Genomic DNA, 17,259 nt, shown 5'->3' with positions numbered 1-17,259 from the left:
AGCAAGGTGTTCCACCAGCCGCAACGACTCCGGCGCTACCGCGCCGAACTCGTCAGTCCTCGCGGAACCCGGGCACCCACTTGTCGACGATCTCGGCGTAGTTGATGGTCGCGTCCAGCTGTGCGGCAATGCCGAGCAGACCGCCGAGCACCCGGAACATCATCAGATAGTTGGGCGGCAGATTCAGCTGGCGGCTGGTCTTGAAAGTGGCGGCGAACTGCTCGCTGCGGATGTCCGCGGCGGTGGCGGCGATGCCCTGCAGCCATCTGCGGCTGAAGTGGAAGCTCTCGTGGCGCAACGGCTCGATGTACGGCAGCAGATAAGCGTTGATCTCTTCGTGCGAGACGGTGGCCCCGGCGGGGATGAAGCCTTCCTCGCGCAGATACGCCGTCATCTCCTCCCACTTCTCGTCGCGCGCGAGCCGCAGGATGGGGCCGGTCGCGCGCGGCAGACCGCCTTCGTGAACCGCAACGGCACCGAAGTCCATGACACCGAACCGGCCGTCGTCGAGCAGCATGAAATTGCCGGGATGGGTGTCCACGTGGAGCAGCCCGCAGCGGTACGGAGCACTGATGGTGACCTCCAGCAGCAGGTGCGCGCACCGGTTGCGTTCGTCTTCCGTGCCACCCGCGATGATCTCGGAGAGCTTGCGGCCCTCCATCCATTCGGTGATGACGACCTTCGGTGACGACGCGACGACCGCCGGGACGTAGAACTGCGGGTCCCCCGCGAAGGCCTTGGCGAACGCCCGCTGATAGTCCGCCTCGATGCGGTAGTTCAGTTCCTCCTCGGTGCGCTCGATGAGCTCGTCGATGATGCTCTTGACGTCGGCGCCCGGAACCACCTGCTTGAACAGTGTGGTCAGCATGCGCAGCGTCTTGAGGTCGGCGCGCACGGCCTCATCGGCGCCCGGATACTGCACCTTGACCGCAACGCGGCGGCCGTCGCTCCACACCGCGCTGTGCACCTGCCCGATGCTGGCGGAGGCGACGGGCGTGTCGTCGAACGACTGGAAACGCTCACGCCACTTGGTGCCCAGCTGGGCATCGAGCACGCGGTGCACCTTTTCGGCGGGCAGCGGCGGGGCGTCGCTCTGGAGCTTGGTCAGGGCCTCGCGGTAGGGCTCGGCATACGCCGGCGGGATCGCGGCCTCCATGACCGAAAGTGCTTGCCCCAGCTTCATGGCCGCGCCCTTGAGCTCCCCCAGCACCTGAAAGAGCTGTTCGGCGGCCTTCTCGACGAGCTCGGCGTTGACGTCCTCTTTCGACTTGCCGGCCATGCGCTTGCCGACGCCCAGGACGGCGCGGCCCGCGATCCCGGCAGGAAGGGTTGCCAGCTTGGCGGCACGTCCCGTGCGGCCACGGCGGATTTCAGCCATGGCCTCGATCTTGGCTTTCTTAGCCGATCTTGACAACAGCCCGCTACGAAACCGGGACAACCACCAGATCGTGCGGCCGGTTGTTCATCGACACACAGCCGTCGTCGGTGACGACGACGATGTCCTCGATCCGGGCGCCCCAGTGCCCGGCGAAGTACACACCGGGCTCGACGCTGAACGCCATGCCGGGCTCGAGCGGCAATGCGTTGCCCGCCACGATGTACGGCTCCTCGTGGACCGAAAGGCCGATGCCGTGACCGGTGCGGTGGACGAACACCTCGGCCAGCCCTTCGGCGGCCAGCACGTCGCGGGCCGCGGCGTCGATCTGCTCGGCCGTCATCCCGGGCCGGACCGCGGCCACCGCCGCGGCCTGCGCCCGCTGCAGCACCGAATACTGTTGTGCCACCGCGGGATCGGGCTCGCCGATGCTGTAGGTCCTGGTGCAGTCCGAGTTGTAGCCGGGCTCGACGGGCCCGCCGATGTCGACGACGACGATGTCCCCCACCTGCAATTCACGGTCCGAGCATTCATGGTGCGGGTCGGCACCGTTCGGTCCGGAGCCGACGATGATGAATGCCACCTCCGAATGCCCTTCGGCGACAATCGCTTCGGCGATGTCCGCGGCGACGTCGGCCTCGGTGCGGCCCGGCTTCAGGAATTCGGGCACCCGCGCGTGGACGCGGTCGATGGCTGCGCCCGCCTTCGTCAGGGCGTCGATCTCACTGGCGTCCTTGATCATTCGCAACTGCCGCAGCACGTCGGTGGCGAGTACCGGCACCGCGCCGAGCACCGATGCCAGCGGCAGCAGGTGCAGCGCGGGCATCGCGTCGGTCACCGCGACGGCACTGCCCGGCAGCGCCGCGGCGACCAGCGCGTAGGGGTCGTCGCCGTCGACCCAATCCTGCACCGCCAGGCCCAGTTCCAGGATCGCCGACTCCTTCAGCGACGCCAGTTCCAGCCGCGGCACCACGACCGTCGGCGTCGAACCGTCGGCGGGCACCACGAGTGCCGTCAACCGCTCGAATGTCTGCGCCCGCGACCCCACCAGATACCGGAGGTCGTACCCCGGGGTGATGACGAGTCCCGCCAGGCCGGCGGCCTGGGCGGCCGCGGCGGCCGAGCGCAGACGCGCGGCATAGACGTCGGTGTTGAATCGACCTGCTGTCACATTCCCCGTCACTTCGCTCGCCCGCATAGCAATAGGCTAGTGCGATGCCGACCGACATCCGCGACAGGCGGGCCTGAGCATGAACCAGCCGATCCTCCTGCTCGACGGAGCCAGCATGTGGTTCCGGTCGTACTTCGGGGTGCCGTCCTCGATCACCGCGCCGGACGGCCGCCCCGTCAACGCGGTCCGCGGCTTCATCGACAACATCGCGGCCCTGGTCACCCAGCACCGTCCCGGCCGCCTGGTGGTGTGCCTGGATCTGGATTGGCGGCCGCAGTGGCGCGTCGACCTGATCCCGTCCTACAAGGCGCACCGCGTGCTCGAGGAGAACCCGGACGGCGAGCCCGATATCGAGGAGGTGCCCGACGATCTGACACCCCAGGTCGCCGTGATCATGGAGCTGCTCGACGCTTTCGGCATCGCCACCGCGGGCGCACCAGGTTTCGAGGCGGACGACGTGCTGGGCACGCTGGCGACCCGGGAACAGACCGACCCCGCGATCGTGGTGAGCGGTGACCGCGACCTGCTGCAGCTGGCCAGTGATGACGGACCTGGAATCAGGGTGTTCTATATCGGCCGCGGCCTGGCCAAGGCGGTGCTGTACGGGCCTGCCGAGGTCGCCGGGACCTACGGCGTCCCGCTGGATCGCGCGGGCGCGGCATACGCCGAACTCGCCCTGATGCGCGGCGACGCGTCCGACGGTCTGCCGGGCGTCGCCGGCATCGGCGAGAAGACGGCGGCAACCCTGCTGCAGACCTACGGTTCACTGGCCGCCATCGAGGCGGCCGCCCAGGACCCGACCTCCAAAATGGCTGCGGCGCAACGCAAGAAAATCCTGGCCGCGGCGGACTACATCACGGCCGCGCTGCCCGTCGTCCTCGTCGCGACCGATGCGCCGGTGTCCCTGTCGACGGAGTCCGACGCCCTGCCGCTCGCGGCCCGCGACCCGCAGCGCGTGGCCGACCTGGCCGGAAAGTACGGCATCACCAATTCCATCGCGCGGCTGCAGAAGGCGCTCGACAAGCTGTAATCCGCCGGTTCATGCGACGAGTGTGCCGTCAGATCGCAGATCTGCTCGGTGGGGCGATCCAGCCGCACGCTCGACGGCGTAAACGACTCAGGCCGGAACCCTCGTGTCACATATGACGTAGAGGTTCCGGCCTGGGCCTGGTGAGAGTTGAGTGGAACTACTTCGGGCGGCCGACCTCGTAGGTGCCCTTGTCGTCCTTGAAGGTGACCTTGACGGTGCGCTTGGTGCCGTCGATGTTCACGTCGCAGTCGAACGTCTGCCCGGACTTGACCTCAGGGTCGGTGCCATTGTTGCACTTGACGTCCTTGACGTTCTTGGCGCCGTAGCCGTTGGTCTCGTCGGTCAGAATCTTCTGCACGCCCGACTGCGCGGCGTTGATGTCGAGCTTGGTGGTGACGAAGAAGCCCGGCCACAGGAAACCGAGGACACCGACGACCGCGACGACAACCGCGGCCACGACCCCACCGATGATCATCAGCGTCTTGCTGCTGGCCTTCTTGGCAGCCGGGGCGCCGAACTGCTGGTCGAACTGCTGACCCGCGGCACCCTCACCGAACTGCGGCTGGCCGTACTGACCCGGCTGGCCGTACTGGGGCTGACCGTACTGACCCGGCTGGCCGTACTGCGGCTGACCGTAGGCGCCCTGCTGCGGGTAACCCTGCTGCGGGTAACCGGGGTACTGCTGCTGGGGGTAGCCCGGAACCTGCTGTGCCCCAGGCTGCGCGGCGCCCGGCTGCACCGCCGGGTACTGCTGCTGGTACTGCTCCGGGTTGTAGGCCGGCTGCTGCCCCCACGCCGGGGCGGCAGTGGTCGGCTGCTCGGCGCCGGACGCCGGCTGACCCCAAGCGGGCTGCTGACCTTGCCACTGCTGTGACGGATCAGTTCCCTCTGGACCGCTCATCGTCTCTCCCTCGGTGCTCTACTGCCCGGACGTCATCCGAGCTGCTGGTCAACCACACTACCGGTGTCACCGTTCCTGGATGACCCGCACGCGGGGCGCGTGTCTGGGCATCACCTGGCACGGCCGGCCTTAGTCTCGCGGTATGACGGACCGAATCCGGCTCGGCAACGCCGTCTTGACGCGCGTCGCGGAAACCCAGGTGCAAATCCCCACCACGCTGTGGCCGTCGACACCGCCGGAGGCCTGGCACGCCGAGGCCGAGCTGCTGGCGCCGCGATTCTGGAACCCCGAGACCGACCTGTTCCGGATCGCGATCCAGAGCTGGGTGCTGCAGGTGGACGGGCTGACCATCGTCATCGACACCGGCGCGGGCAATGACCGGCACCGGCCGCACATGCTGCCGCTCGACCACCTCGACACGCCATTCCTCGACAACATGCGGGCCGCGGGCATCGACCCGGCCGACGTCGACGTCGTCCTCAACACGCACCTGCACACCGATCACGTCGGCTGGAACACCCAACTGGTCGACGGCGCCTGGGTGCCCACCTTCCCCAACGCCCGCTACCTGATGCCGGAGGCCGACTACCGGTTCTTCGCGCCCGACAACCCCGAGACCACCGACGAGATGCGAACGGTGTTCGAGGACAGCGTCATCCCGGTGGCCGACCAGACCGTGCAGTTCTCCGGCGACCATCAGCTGAGTGACTCGGTGTGGCTGCGCCCGGCCCCCGGCCACACGCCCGGATCGTCGGTGCTGTGGCTCGATGCCGGCAAGCCGGCGGTGTTCGTCGGCGACCTGACGCACTGTCCGATCCAGATTCCCCGGCCGGATGATCCGTGCGCTTTCGACGTCGACGCGGCCGAGGCGACCGTCACCCGCAAGCGGGTGTTCACCGAGGCATCGCGGCGCCGGGCGGCCGTGGTGCCGGCGCACTACGCCGGCCATGGCGGCGCCACCATCGTGGCGCGCGGCGACCGGTTCATGGTCGACGACTGGCTGGATCTCGGCCTGGCCTGAGGCGCGGCAGGTCACATGGTGTCGATGGCGACGACGCCGCGACGCACGGCCCCGATGGCACGTTTGGCCGTGACCCTCAGCTGCGGCGCCGGCGCAGCGAGCCGCACCTGGTCCAGCAGGTCCAGCACCTGACGGCACCACCGCACGAAATCACCTGCGGGAAGCGCATTTCCGTTGCCGTTGTCGGACATCAACAGCGCCGCGGTCAGGTCGCCATAGGTCGCCCAGCTGTACATCGCCGCGGCGAACCCGGCGTCGGGTTCCCTGCTGAACGGCAACCGGTGCCGGCGCTCGTCGCCCCGGATGTCGGTCCACAACCTGCGGGTCTTGGCCAGTGCCCGTCGCACCTCGTCGGTGACCTGCTCGGAGCCCGGCGGTACCGACGGGCCGTCACCGCGCGATTCGAACAGCACCGCCGAGACGACGGCAGCCAGTTCGGCAGGGTTCAGGTCATCCCACACCCCGCCGCGCAGGCATTCGGCGACCAGAAGGTCACTCTCGCTGTAGATCCGGGCCAGCAGCCGTCCGTCTTCGGTCACCGCCGGCTCGCCTTCGGCGCCTTCGATGAAGCCCCGCTCGCTCAACAGCGACACGATGCGGTCGAAGGTGCGGGCCAGGGAGTTGGTGGCCGCCGCGACCTTCTGCTGGGTCTGGTCGTTGTCGCGTTCGATGCGCAGGTAGCGCTCGGCGGCGCGCACTCTGGCCTCGCGGTCGGGCAGTTGGTGCGCGGGGTGACGGCGCATCTGTTCCCGCAGGCCGGCCAGCTCCGGGTCGATGTCCGGCGTCGCCTCGGCGGATCCGCGACTGCGCCGCACCGACGGCACGTCGAGCGCTTCGGCCGCCGACAGCAGGGCCGACGCCAGGTCACGGCGCACCTTGGGTTGCCGGTGTTCCACCCGCTTGGGCAGCGACATGCTGCCCAGGCGCTGCGACGTCCCCGCGTAGTCGGCCGCGGAAATCCTTCCCGCCCAACGGTGTTCGGTCAGCACCAGCGGGCGGGGATCGTCTGCGTCGTACGCCGGCTCCAGCACCACGGCCAGCCCGCTGCGGCGGCCCAGGCCGATGGCGATGACGTCGCCACGCTTCAGCGCGGCCAGCGCGTCGTTGATGCCCTTGCGCCGCGTCAGGCGACCGGCCCGGGATTGCGCCCGTTCGCGTTCGGTGATGCGCGCCCGCAGCCGGGCGTACTCGAGCACCGACTCCCAGTCGTCCCCCTGCTCGGCTGCGATCTCGGCGAGCATCCGCTCACCGCGCCTGATGCCGCGCACCAGCCCGGTGACCGACCGGTCGGCCTGGTACTGCGCGAACGACTGCTCGAGCAGCCGGTGCGCCGCAGCCGGCGTCATGTGCTGCACCAGGTTGATAGTCATGTTGTACGACGGCGCAAAGGAACTGCGCAGCGGGAACGTTCGGGTCGACGCCAGGCCGGCGACCTGGGCCGGATCGGCCATCTCGTCGGTGGCGTGCCACAGCACCACGGCGTGGCCCTCGACGTCGATGCCGCGGCGCCCGGCGCGGCCGGTCAGCTGCGTGTACTCCCCCGGCGTCAACGGGGCATGCTGCTCGCCGTTGTACTTGACCAGCCGTTCCAGCACCACGGTGCGGGCGGGCATGTTGATGCCCAAAGCCAGTGTCTCCGTGGCGAAGACGGCCTTCACCAGGCCGGCCGTGAACAGCTCCTCGACGGTGTGCCGGAACACCGGCAGCAAGCCGGCGTGGTGGGCAGCCAGGCCGCGCAGCAGGCCTTCGCGCCACTCGTGGTAGTCGAGCACCGCCAGATCGGACTCGGCCAGATCGGCGCAGCGCCGGTCGACGATCTCGGCGATCCGCTCGCGCTCGGCCTTGTTGGTCAGCCGCACCGCGGACCGCAGACACTGTTTGACCGCGGCGTCGCACCCGGCGCGGGAGAACACGAACGTGATGGCCGGCAGCAGGCCGGCCTGGTCGAGCGTGCCGATGACGTCGGGACGGCTCGGTGGCCGGTACATGGCAGGCCGGCCCCGGTGCCCGTCGCGGCCGCGCCCGCGGGGCTGCCAGTCCATCAGCCGGTCCGCCTCGCGGCGATGCGCGATGTGCCGCAACAACTCCGGGTCGACGCGCGCCTTGCCCTTGGCTCCCGATGTCCCCTTCGACAGGTCGAACAGATCGAACAGCCGCTTGCCGACGAGCATGTGCTGCCACAGCGGCACCGGGCGGTGTTCGTCGACGACGACGGTCGTGTCACCGCGAACCGTCTGAATCCAGCCGCCGAACTCCTCGGCGTTGCTCACGGTCGCCGACAGGCTGACCAGCCGGACCTCGTCGGGCAGGTGCAGGATCACTTCCTCCCACACCGCGCCGCGCATGCGGTCGGCCAGGAAGTGGACCTCGTCCATCACGACGTACGCCAGGCCGTGCAGCGCGTGCGAATCGGCGTACAGCATGTTGCGCAGCACTTCGGTGGTCATCACGACGATGTCGGCGTCACCGTTGATCGCCTGGTCACCGGTGAGCAGGCCGATACGTTCGGCGCCGTAGCGGGCCACGAGATCGTTGTGCTTCTGGTTGCTCAGCGCCTTGATCGGGGTGGTGTAGAAGCACTTGCGCCCGGCCGCCAGCGCCAGATGTACCGCGAATTCGCCGACGACGGTCTTGCCGGCGCCGGTCGGGGCGCACACCAGGACGCCGCGCCCGTTCTCGAGCGCCACGCAGGCCTCGGTCTGGAACGGGTCAAGCGTGAACGACAGACCGGCGGCGAAGTCGCGGAGCTGTGGCCCCGGTTCGGCCGGAGTCACGTCCTGCGGGTCAGGTGGCGTCGTCATCGATGGTCAGCCGGGTCGGGGTGGGCACGGCAGCCGGCGCATCGATGGGCTCGACCGACCCGATCGGGGCGGCCTCGTCGTCGGGAACGGCCTGGGCTTCGAGCTCGGCCTCGCGCCGGGCCTTGCGCCGGTCGTGCAGCCGCGCCACCTGGATCGACATCTCCAGCAGCACGGTGAGCGCGAGCGACAGTGCCAGCATCGAGAACGGATCGGAGCCGGGCGTCACGAACGCCGCGAACACGAACAGGCCGAAGATCAGCCCGCGGCGCCAGGCCTTGAGCTTCTCGTAGGTGAGCACCCCGACCAGGTTCAGCATGATGATCAGCAGCGGGAACTCGAAGCTGATGCCGAACACGATCAGCAGGTTGATCAGGAAGCCGAAGTACTGCTCACCGGACAGCGCGGTGATCTGTACGTCGCTGCCGACGGTCAACAGGAACGACAGGGCCGTGGACAGCACCACGTAGGCCAAGATCGAACCGGACACGAACAGCAGCGCGCCGACGCCGACGAACAACGACGCGAAGCGCCGTTCCTTCTTGTAGAGGCCCGGGGTGATGAACGCCCAGATCTGGTAGAGCCACACCGGGCAGGCCAGGATGATGCCCGCCGCCATACCGACCTTCAGACGCAGCATGAACTGGTCGAAGGGCGCGGTGGCCAACAGCCGGCACTCCCCGTCCGGCGCAATGGATGCCCGCGACGACGCCGGCAGCGAGCAGTACGGGCCGCGCAGCCAGTCACCGAGGCTGGGGAATCCGAAGAAGCTGTGGCCGTACCAGAGAAAGCCGACGACGGTCGTCAACAGGACCGCGATGACCGCGATCAGCAGCCGGGTCCGGAGCTCCTCGAGGTGATCGACGAGCGACATGGTGCCGTCAGGATTGACCCGCGACCGTCGGCGGCGCGGGTCGAGCTTTCGGAAAATTGCGGTTACTGGCACGTGAGTGTGAAAGACGCCGACCGCCGCGTGCGCTGGGCCCGCGGCGGGATCACGGCAAAGGTCAGGCCGGGTGCTTGTCCGCGGCGTCCGGCGCCGCCTGCGGTGCGGGTGCCGGGTTCTCGACGCGCTCAGCAGTGATGGGACGCGGCGCAGGCTGCTGCTCCGTCGTACCGTCCGACTGCATCTCCTTCAACTCGGACTTGAAGATGCGCATCGACTTACCGAGCGAACGCGCGGCGTCCGGCAGCTTCTTCGCGCCGAAGAGCAGCACGAACACCGCGATGACGATCAACCAGTGCCACGGTTGCAAACCGCCCAATTTGGGTCACCTCCAGAAGTTGAGGCCGAGTCTACTCGCCAGGGCCGGGTTCATACGCCGCCAGCGCCGCTACCGCGGACTCCCGCACGCGGTCGGCGAGTTCGGGCGGGTCCAGCACGCGGACCGCCGAACCGAAACCGAGGACGAACCGGGCCATCCAGTCGGTCGACGCGTAACTCATGGTGGCTTCCCAGCTGCCGTCGGGAATCTCGCGCTGCACCGCCAGCGGGTAGTAGTCGAACATCCACGCCGCGGACTCGTCGATCAGCAGCGTCGCCACCGGGAGTGTCGGGTCCGCGGTCTCCGCGGAGAACAGCGACGTGTCCGGTCCGGCCTGCACCGCGGGTGCCGGCGGCGCGGCGGGTTCGTCCAGCGCGGTGGCGTCGACGACGCGGTCGAAGCGGAACAGCCGCACCCCCTCGGCGGTGCGGCACCACGCCTCGAGGTAGCTGTGGTCACCGATCAGGGCCACCCGGATCGGGTCGACGACGCGCTGCGAGACGGTGTCGTGCGAAGCGGAGTAGTACTCGAGGGACAACGCCCGCTTGTCGCGCACCGCGGCCCGCACCGTCGCCGTCGCCTTGTTCTCGACGTCGCCGGTGACGTCCGGGGCCGGCACCGCCGCGGCCGTCGCGCCGGCGGTCCCGGCAGCGGCCTCGATCTTGGCGATCACGCTGCGCGCCACGTCGGGATCCACCACACCGGGTACGTCGACCAGCGCGCGCAGCGCCATCAGCACACCGGTGGCCTCCGGCGACGTCAGCCGCAGTGCGCGGTCCATGCCCGCGGAAAAGATCACCTCGATGGTGTCGCCCTCGAAGTCGAGGTCGATCAGTTCCCCGGGGCCTCCGCCGGGCAGCCCGCAGACGAACAGCTGCCAGAGGTCGGCTTCCAGCTGCTTGCGTGTCACGCCCAGATCAGCGGCGGCCTTGGTGTGGCTGACCCGCGGATTGGCCTGGAAATACGGGACCATGTTCAACAGCCGCACGAGGCGGGTGGATACGTTGCTCACTTGTGAAGGCTCTCCCCCGCCTGCGCACGCAACCGTCCGATCACGTTGTCCCGCAAAGATTTCGGCTCCAGCGCGACCGCGTCGGCGCCGTAGCCGGCGATCTCCCGGGCCAGCCGGTCGACCATGCCGATGTCGACGACGATCTCGTCGCCGCTGCGCCCGCCGCGCGTGCTGGGTGAGGAGCTGACGGCCTGCCGGCGCAACGCCGTCGCCCGCCCCTCGGCGACCCAGATCCGGGCCTGCTCGCCGGCCGGCCACTCGGAGACCGCACGGTGCACGATGTCCCGCAGGTTGACGCCCTCGGGCCGGGTGACGGCGTGGTCGGGTCCGACGGCGCGCACCTCACCGGCGATGCGCGACACCCGGAAGGTGCGCGCGTCGTTGCGGTCGCGGTCGTGACCGACGACGTACCACCGGCCGCGGTAGGTGACCACGCCCCAGGGCTCGAGGGTGCGGTCGACGTACGGCGAACTCCGATTGGGACGGTGCGCGAACTGCACGGCACGGCCGGAGTCGATGGCCGACAACAGAATTCCCAGGGCCTCCTCGGAACCGCGCAGCCCCTGCGTGGTTCCGGTGGTGATCGCGACGCCCGCGTCGGGCGCGTCGACGTCCACGCCCGCGGCCCGCAGCTTGAGCAGCGCGCTCTGCGTGGCGGTGACCATCTCCTGCGATTCCCACAGCTGGGTGGCGATCGCGACGACGGCGCGCTCGTCGCCCGTCAGCTCGACGGGCGGCAGCTCGTAGGCGGTGCGGTTGATGCGGTAGCCGTCATTGACGTCCATCATCGAGGCGCGCCCGGTCTCCAGTGGGATGCCGAGGTCGCGCAGCTCGTTCTTGTCGCGCTCAAACATCCGGGAGAACGCCTCGTCGGTCGGCGGGTCCTGGTAGCCCGTGACGTTGGCCCGGATCTGCTCTGCGGACAGGTAGCTACGGGTGGACAGGAGCGCAATGACGAGGTTCATCAACCGCTCAACCTTGGACGTCGCCACGTCCAACAGACTAAGTGGTTGCTGTGCGCCACCCGGTTACCGGCGCGCCCGCGGTGACGGACGCGCCCGTCACATGCTGGCGATCAGCCGGTTCACCCGCTCGTCGACCGACCGGAACGGGTCCTTGCAGAGCACCGTGCGTTGCGCCTGGTCGTTGAGCTTCAGGTGCACCCAGTCGACGGTGAAGTCGCGCCCGGCTTCCTGTGCGGCGGTGATGAATTCGCCGCGCAGCTTGGCCCGGGTGGTTTGCGGCGGGGTGTTGACCGCCGCGTCGATCTCCTCGTCGGTGGTGACGCGGGCGGCCAGGCCCTTGCGCTGCAACAGATCGAACACGCCGCGTCCGCGCTTGATGTCGTGGTAGGCCAGGTCCAGCTGCGCGATCTTGGGGTCGGACAGCTCCATGCTGTAGCGATCCTGGTAGCGCTGGAACAACTTCCGCTTGATCACCCAGTCGATCTCGGTGTCGACCTTGGCGAAGTCCTGGCTCTCGACGGCGTCGAGCTGGCGGCCCCACAGGTCGACGACCTGCTCGAGCTGCACGTTGGGCTCGCGGGTCTGCAGGTAATCGACGGCGCGCGAATGGTATTCGCGCTGGATGTCCAGCGCCGAGGCCTGCCGCCCGCCCGCCAGCCGCACGGCGCGCCGGCCGGTCAGGTCATGGCTGACCTCACGGATGGCCCGGATCGGGTTGTCCAGCGAGAAGTCCCGGAACGGCACGCCCGCCTCGATCATCTCCAGCACCAGCGAGGCGCTGCCCACCTTGAGCATGGTGGTGGACTCGCACATGTTGGAGTCGCCGACGATGACGTGCAACCGGCGGTACTTCTCGGCGTCGGCGTGCGGCTCGTCGCGGGTGTTGATGATGGGCCGTGACCTGGTGGTCGCGCTGGAGACACCCTCCCAGATGTGCTCGGCGCGCTGGCTCAGACAGAACGTCGCGGCCTTCGGCGTCTGCAGCACCTTGCCCGCGCCGCAGATCAGCTGGCGGGTGACCAGGAACGGCAACAGCACGTCCGAAATCCGGGAGAACTCCCCGGCCCGCACGATCAGGTAGTTCTCGTGGCAGCCGTAGGAGTTGCCCGCCGAGTCGGTGTTGTTCTTGAACAGGTAGATGTCGCCGCCGATGCCCTCGTCGGCGAGCCGCTGCTCGGCGTCGACCAGCAGATCTTCGAGCACGCGCTCACCCGCGCGATCGTGGGTGACCAGCTGCGCGAGGTTGTCGCATTCGGCGGTCGCGTACTCGGGGTGGCTGCCCACATCGAGGTACAGGCGTGCACCGTTTCGCAAGAAGACGTTGGAACTGCGGCCCCACGACACCACTCGCCGGAACAGATACCGCGCTACCTCGTCAGGGCTGAGCCGGCGGTGACCATGAAAAGTGCAGGTCACGCCAAACTCGGTCTCGATTCCCATGATCCGTCGCTGCACACAATCGAGCTTACGGGTTGGGCATGGGTATTAGGTGGGCAACAGGCCGCGCATCACCGAGAGATACCCGCGGCCTGCCGGGCGGCCCGGACGAAGGCGGTCTGGGTCGAGTCGATTCCGTCGAGGTATCCGCCGACCAGCGCGGCGTCCCGCAGCAGCACGAGCGATGCCGCGACCTGCTCGGCGTCGTCGCAAGCGCCGGCCGCGTCCTGCAGCGCACCGCGAAACCAGTTGCGGTGCCGGGCGATGAGTTGCCGCACCGGACTGTCCGGCGCGGGGTACTCGGCGGCGGCGTTGATGAACGGACAACCGCGGGTGTGGTACCTCGCGATGTCTTCGGCGATGCCGTCGATCACCAGCTCGAGCATGTCGGCATCCGGGCCGGCGGTGGCCGCGGCGTCGCGGAAGTAGCCGCGGATGGTCTCGTCCTCGAGCCCGAGGTACGCCTCGACGAGCCCTTCCTTGCCCTTGAAGTGGCGGTACATGGTGGCGCGCGTGACGCCCGCCGCGGCGAGTATCCGGTCGACGCCGACGGCGTGGATTCCTTCGCGATAGAACAGCTCCGCCGCGACCCGCAGCAGCCGCTCGCGTGGTCGCAGAGCCGCTTCGGCACTGTCCATGACCCCAGCGTACTCGCGAGCTAGAACGTTCTTTCTGATTTCGGGAACACATCCCGCGCGTCGCCGGTTACAGAGGCAGAACGACCGTTCTTTCTACTTTGAGGAGACGCCATGACCATCACCCGGACCGAACAGGCCGACATCGACCGCGCCAACCGCACCGGACGGCAGCCCGTCGTGTTCGTACACGGCCTGTGGCTGCTGCCGAACAGCTGGGACAGCTGGCGGACGTTGTTCGAGGAACAGGGTTTCGTGACCCTCGCCCCCGGTTGGCCCGACGATCCGGCGACAGTGGAGGACGCCCGTCGCGATCCGTCGGTGTTCGCCCGCAAGAGCATCGGTGACATCACGCAGCACTACGTCGACGTCATCGGCGCACTCGACCGCAAGCCGATCGTCATCGGCCACTCGTTCGGCGGATTGATCACCCAGAAGCTGGCGGGCCTCGGCCTGGCCAAGGTCGCGGTCGCGATCGATCCCGCGCCGTTCCGCGGCGTGCTGCCGCTGCCGATCGCGGCCCTGCGCTCGGCGTTCCCCGTCCTCGGCAACCCGCTCAACCGTGACCGCGCGGTCGCCTTGACCCCCAAGCAGTTCCGGTTCGGGTTCGGCAATGCCGTGTCCGAAGAGGAGTCGGCAAAGCTGTACGAGAACTACTCGGTCGCCGGCTCGGGCCTGCCGCTGTTCCAGGCCGCCACCGCCAACTTCCATTCGAGCACCGAGGCCAAGGTCGACACCCGGAATCCGGAACGTGGTCCGCTGCTGATCATCTCGGGCGAGAAGGACCACACCGTGCCGTGGGCCATCGCCAACGCGTCGTACAAGCGGCAGCAGAAGAACCCGAACGTCACCGAGATCGTCGAAATCCCGGGACGCGGCCACTCCCTCGTCATCGACAGTGGGTGGCGCGACGTCGCCGCCACCGCACTGGATTTCGTCCGGCGCTTCTGACACATCCAGAAACGGCTCCGTCCGCCACCCGAGGTGGGTGGCGGACGGAGCCGTGCCGGTTCGGCGGGGATCAGAACGACGTATCCAGGTAGCCGGCGCTCTGGTTGGCCTCGTCATGGTTGGAGAAGTGCTCGCCCAACACGTACGACGAGTGCGGGTCGGTTCCGTTGGGGATCAGCGGATCGGTGTCGGCGCTGGCGATCGGCGCCAGCAGGAGGGCACCGGCAATACCGGCCACGGCCATTGCGGGAGCGATGAACTTGATCGGGTTCTTCATGATCGGTGCGCTTTCTGTCGAAGGGCTCGTCCGCTTTCGGACTGCCTCAATCGTCGGCCCTGACCAGGCAAAAGTCGCTACCGCAGGCATCAATTCCGTATTGCAGCCAGCAGGAAGACGCGGTTGGGTGCCAGCGCTGACGACAACGGCCCGGACGCCGGTGAATCTGTCCACATGATGATCAATCGACGGACGATGCTCGGCGGTGCGGGCGCAGTCGGGGTTGCGGCGATCGCCGGCGCCGGCGCCGACCGCGCGTTCTCAACCCCTCTGCCCCGCAAGGAAACTCAGGAAAACACCATGACCGACAACGCCGCCCGGTTCGGCAACCCGCGCATCCCGGCCGAGCTGAACACGGCACAGCCGCACATGTTCCACCTCGGCGCCCTGGCGCCCACCCAGTTCGAGGGCGGCACGCTGCGCCAAGCCTACGAAGGCAATTGGCCGATACTCACCGGACAGGAAGCCAGCGTGGTGATGGTCACCCTGGAGCCCGGTGGCATCCGGGAACCGCACTGGCACCCCAGCGCCTGGGAGATCAATGTCATCACCAGCGGTGTGGCGACCTGGACCCTGCTCGATCCGATGGGGCACTCCGAGCAGTTCGAGGCCAACGTCGGCGACGTGGTGTTCGCGCCGCAGGGCTCACTGCACTACTTCGAGAACAAGGGCACCCAGAATCTGAGTCTGCTGATCGTGTTCAACGCCAGCACCCAGGAGGGCGAAGACGACATCGGCATCGGAGCGTCCATCAGCAAGCTGCCGCCCGATGTTCTCGGCGCCGTGTTCGGCGTTCCCGCAGACACTTTCACCAAGTTCAAGAAGATCGACCAGTCGCTCACCATCATCAAGCGGCCGGCCCACTGAGCCGGCCTCACGCCAGCGACAGGAACAGCTTCTCCAACTCGGCCTCGGTCATCGGGTCACGGCCCTCCGCGGCGTTGCCGGCCAGGCACTCGCGGAGGCCCGTGGCGACGATCTTGAATCCCGCCCGGTCGAGTGCCTTCGACACCGCCGCGAGCTGCGTGACGATGTCCTTGCATTCGCGGCCCTGCTCGATCATCGAGATGACACCGGCCAGCTGTCCCTGCGCGCGGCGCAACCGGGCCAGAACGGCGGCCATGGCCTCTTCATCGCCGACCATGTCGCACCTGCCTTTCCTTGGTTCACGGTCCGAGCCCGCTATACCCCTCAGGGTATCAGCGGCCGGCCGGGACGGCAGCGCGCTCCCACAGCGCCCGCCACTCGTTCTCTTCGGTCTGCTTGTCGCGGTGGAGCAGTTCGGACGGCTCGGTCAGATGGATCGTCGGGTGCGGCGTCGCAAAGAAGTTGCCCTTGCCCTGCGCCGAGACATGGCCGCCGACGTCGATGTAGCAGTAGCCCTCGCCCGACATCGCCGCACCGTCGCCGACCCGCCCGAGGTAGCGCAGCGCGTTGCGGGCCGCCGCCCTCGCCCCGTTCTTCGCGAAGATCGCCGCCTTGGGCAGCGGTCGCCCCGACTCGGCGGTCACGGCGGCCGCGTCACCGATGGCGAAGATGCCCGGGTACCCGGTGGCCATCTCGGCGTCGACGGTGATCCAACCCGCGCCGTCGATCGTCACGGCCGGCTCGTGGGGCGGGACGAACACCAGGAGATCGAACTCGGTGGCGGTGCCGTCGGCGAAGTGGATCACCTTGTGCTCGGCGTCGATGCGCTCGACGGCATGCTCGCCATGGAAGCCGATGTCGTTGGCGCCCAGCATCTCCACCAGTTCCAGCCCGGCGTACGGCCCTGCCGAGGGCATGGGCTGCTTCTCCGGGGTGTACACCGCGATGTCGGTGGCCTCCCGGTGACCGTTGTCCCGCAACAGGTCCGCGGCCAGCAGCGCACCCTCGTAGGGGGCGACCGGACAGCGGTACGGCAACGAGGTGACCAGGAAGACGAGCCTGCCACCGGAGAACTGCTGCAACGCGGCGTGCGCGGCCGCGGCAGCCTCGGCGCTGTAGTAGTGCACAGCGGACCCGGCATCGACGGAATCACGCAGCCCCGGCACCTTGTCGATGACGTTGCGGGCACCGGTGGCGATGATCAATGCGTCGAACCCGATCTCGTCGCCGTCGGCCAGCGTCACGACGCGAGCCGAATGATCGATGTCGGCAACGGTCCCGGTGACGGTGTTGACGCCGCGCAGGGCGGAGACCGTGGGCTCGATGGGCACGCTGCCCTCCTCGCGCCAACCGCGCAGTACCCAGGGCAGGGTGAAGCCTAGGAAGTGCGAGAAGTCCTCGTCGACGATGGTCAGGTCGAGATCGTCAAGGGCCACTCCGGATTCGGCGAGTTCCTTGATGACCGACAGACCGCCGATACCGGCGCCGAGGATGACGAGCTTCGTGTCTTTCACGTTCCTACCTCCAGAACTTCATGCGGGACGGTCGATCGGA

Annotated in this window: 17 protein-coding genes; 4 read left to right on the top strand and 13 right to left on the bottom strand. The window is 68.4% G+C overall.

From position 1 onward, the window contains the following. Positions 1-52: 52 nt before the first annotated feature. Both VXD91_RS14195 and VXD91_RS14190 read right to left on the bottom strand, forming a co-directional pair. Positions 53-1,378, bottom strand: coding sequence for an AarF/UbiB family protein (locus VXD91_RS14195; RefSeq protein ID WP_346415712.1), 1,326 nt, complete (start codon positions 1,376-1,378; stop codon positions 53-55). Positions 1,379-1,421: 43 nt separating this feature from the next. Continuing rightward, positions 1,422-2,546 carry a Xaa-Pro peptidase family protein gene (locus VXD91_RS14190; RefSeq protein ID WP_212814858.1) on the bottom strand — a complete coding sequence of 375 codons (1,125 nt, stop codon included), beginning with the start codon at positions 2,544-2,546 and terminating at the stop codon, positions 1,422-1,424. 79 nt (positions 2,547-2,625) lie between these two features. Here VXD91_RS14190 and VXD91_RS14185 point away from each other — a divergent pair, with 79 nt between their 5' ends. After that, the gene (locus VXD91_RS14185; RefSeq protein WP_212811963.1) at positions 2,626-3,576 is read left to right on the top strand and encodes a 5'-3' exonuclease; all 951 of its coding nucleotides are present in this window, start codon (positions 2,626-2,628) and stop codon (positions 3,574-3,576) included. Positions 3,577-3,733: 157 nt separating this feature from the next. Here VXD91_RS14185 and VXD91_RS14180 read toward each other — a convergent pair whose 3' ends face one another. Continuing rightward, positions 3,734-4,477: a DUF4333 domain-containing protein gene (locus VXD91_RS14180; RefSeq protein ID WP_212811964.1), complete on the bottom strand. Its 744-nt coding sequence runs from the start codon at positions 4,475-4,477 to the stop codon at positions 3,734-3,736. Positions 4,478-4,619: 142 nt separating this feature from the next. Here VXD91_RS14180 and VXD91_RS14175 point away from each other — a divergent pair, with 142 nt between their 5' ends. Next, entirely contained in the window at positions 4,620-5,498 is an 879-nt protein-coding gene (locus VXD91_RS14175; RefSeq protein ID WP_318985930.1) for an MBL fold metallo-hydrolase, read from the top strand. Positions 5,499-5,509: 11 nt separating this feature from the next. Here VXD91_RS14175 and VXD91_RS14170 read toward each other — a convergent pair whose 3' ends face one another. From VXD91_RS14170 to VXD91_RS14140, 7 genes are all read right to left on the bottom strand, one after another. Further along, positions 5,510-8,299 (bottom strand): RNA helicase, encoded by a 2,790-nt coding sequence (locus VXD91_RS14170; protein ID WP_346415711.1) that lies wholly within the window; start codon positions 8,297-8,299, stop codon positions 5,510-5,512. Continuing rightward, positions 8,283-9,170, bottom strand: a complete 888-nt coding sequence (gene tatC / locus VXD91_RS14165; RefSeq protein ID WP_244872591.1) for a twin-arginine translocase subunit TatC — start codon at positions 9,168-9,170, stop codon at positions 8,283-8,285. Before tatC ends, VXD91_RS14170 begins: the two co-directional genes overlap by 17 nt. A gap of 133 nt (positions 9,171-9,303) precedes the next feature. Further along, positions 9,304-9,561: a Sec-independent protein translocase subunit TatA gene (gene tatA / locus VXD91_RS14160; protein WP_020100720.1), complete on the bottom strand. Its 258-nt coding sequence runs from the start codon at positions 9,559-9,561 to the stop codon at positions 9,304-9,306. Positions 9,562-9,592: 31 nt separating this feature from the next. Continuing rightward, a complete protein-coding gene (locus tag VXD91_RS14155; RefSeq protein WP_212811968.1) occupies positions 9,593-10,573 on the bottom strand; it encodes a YafY family protein in 981 nt (326 codons plus the stop codon). Beyond that, positions 10,570-11,565 carry a YafY family protein gene (locus tag VXD91_RS14150; protein WP_212811969.1) on the bottom strand — a complete coding sequence of 332 codons (996 nt, stop codon included), beginning with the start codon at positions 11,563-11,565 and terminating at the stop codon, positions 10,570-10,572. The genes VXD91_RS14155 and VXD91_RS14150 overlap by 4 nt, the downstream gene beginning before the upstream one ends. Positions 11,566-11,634: 69 nt before the next feature. Continuing rightward, on the bottom strand, positions 11,635-12,993 hold the full coding sequence (gene pafA / locus VXD91_RS14145; protein WP_212811970.1) for a Pup--protein ligase: 1,359 nt from the start codon (positions 12,991-12,993) through the stop codon (positions 11,635-11,637). A gap of 53 nt (positions 12,994-13,046) precedes the next feature. Then, positions 13,047-13,613, bottom strand: a complete 567-nt coding sequence (locus VXD91_RS14140) for a TetR/AcrR family transcriptional regulator (RefSeq protein ID WP_212811971.1) — start codon at positions 13,611-13,613, stop codon at positions 13,047-13,049. A gap of 111 nt (positions 13,614-13,724) precedes the next feature. Between VXD91_RS14140 and VXD91_RS14135 the strand changes: the two genes are divergently transcribed. Further along, positions 13,725-14,561 (top strand): alpha/beta hydrolase, encoded by an 837-nt coding sequence (locus tag VXD91_RS14135; RefSeq protein WP_212811972.1) that lies wholly within the window; start codon positions 13,725-13,727, stop codon positions 14,559-14,561. Positions 14,562-14,631: 70 nt separating this feature from the next. On the opposite strand, the gene VXD91_RS14130 is transcribed toward VXD91_RS14135, so the two are convergent. Next, positions 14,632-14,838 carry a hypothetical protein gene (locus VXD91_RS14130; protein WP_212811973.1) on the bottom strand — a complete coding sequence of 69 codons (207 nt, stop codon included), beginning with the start codon at positions 14,836-14,838 and terminating at the stop codon, positions 14,632-14,634. 174 nt (positions 14,839-15,012) lie between these two features. Here VXD91_RS14130 and VXD91_RS14125 point away from each other — a divergent pair, with 174 nt between their 5' ends. Then, entirely contained in the window at positions 15,013-15,705 is a 693-nt protein-coding gene (locus VXD91_RS14125) for a cupin domain-containing protein (RefSeq protein WP_212811974.1), read from the top strand. Between the two features lie 7 nt (positions 15,706-15,712). Here the strand turns inward: VXD91_RS14125 and VXD91_RS14120 are convergent, their stop codons facing one another. Further along, complete coding sequence (locus VXD91_RS14120; RefSeq protein ID WP_212811975.1) at positions 15,713-15,982, bottom strand: metal-sensitive transcriptional regulator; 270 nt, start codon at positions 15,980-15,982, stop codon at positions 15,713-15,715. Positions 15,983-16,037: 55 nt separating this feature from the next. Continuing rightward, positions 16,038-17,219: an FAD/NAD(P)-binding oxidoreductase gene (locus VXD91_RS14115; protein ID WP_212811976.1), complete on the bottom strand. Its 1,182-nt coding sequence runs from the start codon at positions 17,217-17,219 to the stop codon at positions 16,038-16,040. Positions 17,220-17,259 lie beyond the last annotated feature (40 nt).

It is taken from the genome of Mycobacterium sp. SM3041 (assembly GCF_039668335.1).
Taxonomy (GTDB): domain Bacteria; phylum Actinomycetota; class Actinomycetes; order Mycobacteriales; family Mycobacteriaceae; genus Mycobacterium.
The sequence above is the reverse complement of the archived record's forward strand: the minus strand, read 5'-3'. Positions and strand labels throughout refer to the sequence as shown.